Origin of the sequence: Bifidobacterium margollesii (assembly GCF_002860355.1) — a bacterium.
In the GTDB taxonomy this organism is placed as follows: Bacteria; Actinomycetota; Actinomycetes; order Actinomycetales; family Bifidobacteriaceae; genus Galliscardovia; species Galliscardovia margollesii.
Genome location: NZ_NMWU01000077.1, coordinates 1 through 1,969, shown reverse-complemented (window position 1 = coordinate 1,969; position 1,969 = coordinate 1). Strand labels below are relative to the sequence as shown.

Annotated in this window: 1 rRNA gene; it reads right to left on the bottom strand. The window is 59.8% G+C overall.

Annotated features, from left to right (window positions below):
- Positions 1–420: 420 nt before the first annotated feature.
- Positions 421–1,939 (bottom strand): 16S ribosomal RNA (locus Uis1B_RS11740).
- Positions 1,940–1,969: the final 30 nt, after the last annotated feature.

The window sequence follows — 1,969 nt, the reverse complement described above, 5'->3', positions numbered from 1 at the left end:
CACCAGGCCAATCCAGCGAATTACCGGACAACACATCATCACACTAACGATCAACAAAACGATCAGCACACCGAAACCAACCAAACCAAAAGATCCGGCCGATCCCGGCGAAATCAACAGCAAGAACACAACCCCCAACCAAGGAGGCCATGCCCCTGCTCGCGTCCACTATCCAGTTCTCAACCAGCCACACGCACCAACCACCCGACCCCGCGCGAACACGCGCGCGGCCAGACGGAAGGACGACGGACCCCCACCACGGGAAACCCCATGGGGTGACGATCCGGGAACCCAAAAGCATGCCCCATACCACTCAAGACGACCGTAACCACACCAGCAGCCACCCCGCCAGCCCCCGACGGGCCGAACCAAAGGCGGCGAAAACCCGGCCGAACCGGCCGGACAAAAGAATCTCCGTAGAAAGGAGGTGATCCAGCCGCACCTTCCGGTACGGCTACCTTGTTACGACTTAGTCCCAATCACGAGTCTCACCTTAGACGGCTCCCCCCACAAGGGTTAGGCCACCGGCTTCGGGTGCTACCCACTTTCATGACTTGACGGGCGGTGTGTACAAGGCCCGGGAACGCATTCACCGCGGCGTTGCTGATCCGCGATTACTAGCGACTCCACCTTCACGGAGCCGAGTTGCAGGCTCCGATCCGAACTGAGACCGGTTTTCAGGGATCCGCTCCGCGTCACCGCATCGCATCCCGCTGTACCGGCCATTGTAGCATGCGTGAAGCCCTGGACGTAAGGGGCATGATGATCTGACGTCATCCCCACCTTCCTCCGAGTTAACCCCGGCGGTCCCCCGTGAGTTCCCACCATGACGTGCTGGCAACACGGGGCGAGGGTTGCGCTCGTTGCGGGACTTAACCCAACATCTCACGACACGAGCTGACGACGACCATGCACCACCTGTGAACCCGCCCCGAAGGGAAACGACGTCTCCGCCGTCGCCGGGAACATGTCAAGCCCAGGTAAGGTTCTTCGCGTTGCATCGAATTAATCCGCATGCTCCGCCGCTTGTGCGGGCCCCCGTCAATTTCTTTGAGTTTTAGCCTTGCGGCCGTACTCCCCAGGCGGGACGCTTAACGCGTTAGCTCCGACACGGAACCCGTGGAATGGGCCCCACATCCAGCGTCCACCGTTTACGGCGTGGACTACCAGGGTATCTAATCCTGTTCGCTCCCCACGCTTTCGCTCCTCAGCGTCAGTAACGGCCCAGAGACCTGCCTTCGCCATTGGTGTTCTTCCCGATATCTACACATTCCACCGTTACACCGGGAATTCCAGTCTCCCCTACCGCACTCCAGCCCGCCCGTACCCGGCGCAGACCCGCCGTTAAGCGACGGGCTTTCACACCGGACGCGACGAGCCGCCTACGAGCTCTTTACGCCCAATAATTCCGGACAACGCTTGCGCCCTACGTATTACCGCGGCTGCTGGCACGNAGTTAGCCGTCACTTCCTTGTTGAGTACCGTCATTATCTTCCTCAACAACAGGAGTTTACAATCCGAAGACCTTCTTCCTCCACGCGGCGTCGCTGCATCAGGGTTTCCCCCATTGTGCAATATTCCCCACTGCTGCCTCCCGTAGGAGTCTGGGCCGTATCTCAGTCCCAATGTGGCCGGTCGCCCTCTCAGGCCGGCTACCCGTCAAAGCCACGGTGGGCCGTCACCCCGCCGTCAAGCTGATAGGACGCGACCCCATCCCACGCCGATGAAATCTTTCCCAGAAGACCATGCGATCAACTGGAACATCCGGCATTACCACCCGTTTCCAGGAGCTATTCCGGAGCATGGGGCAGGTCGGTCACGCATTACTCACCCGTTCGCCACTCTCACCCCCAAGCAAGCTTGGAGGATCCCGTTCGACTTGCATGTGTTAAGCACGCCGCCAGCGTTCGTCCTGAGCCAGAATCGAACCCTCCACAAAAAAACCTGTGAAAAGCCGAAAAACGGCTCG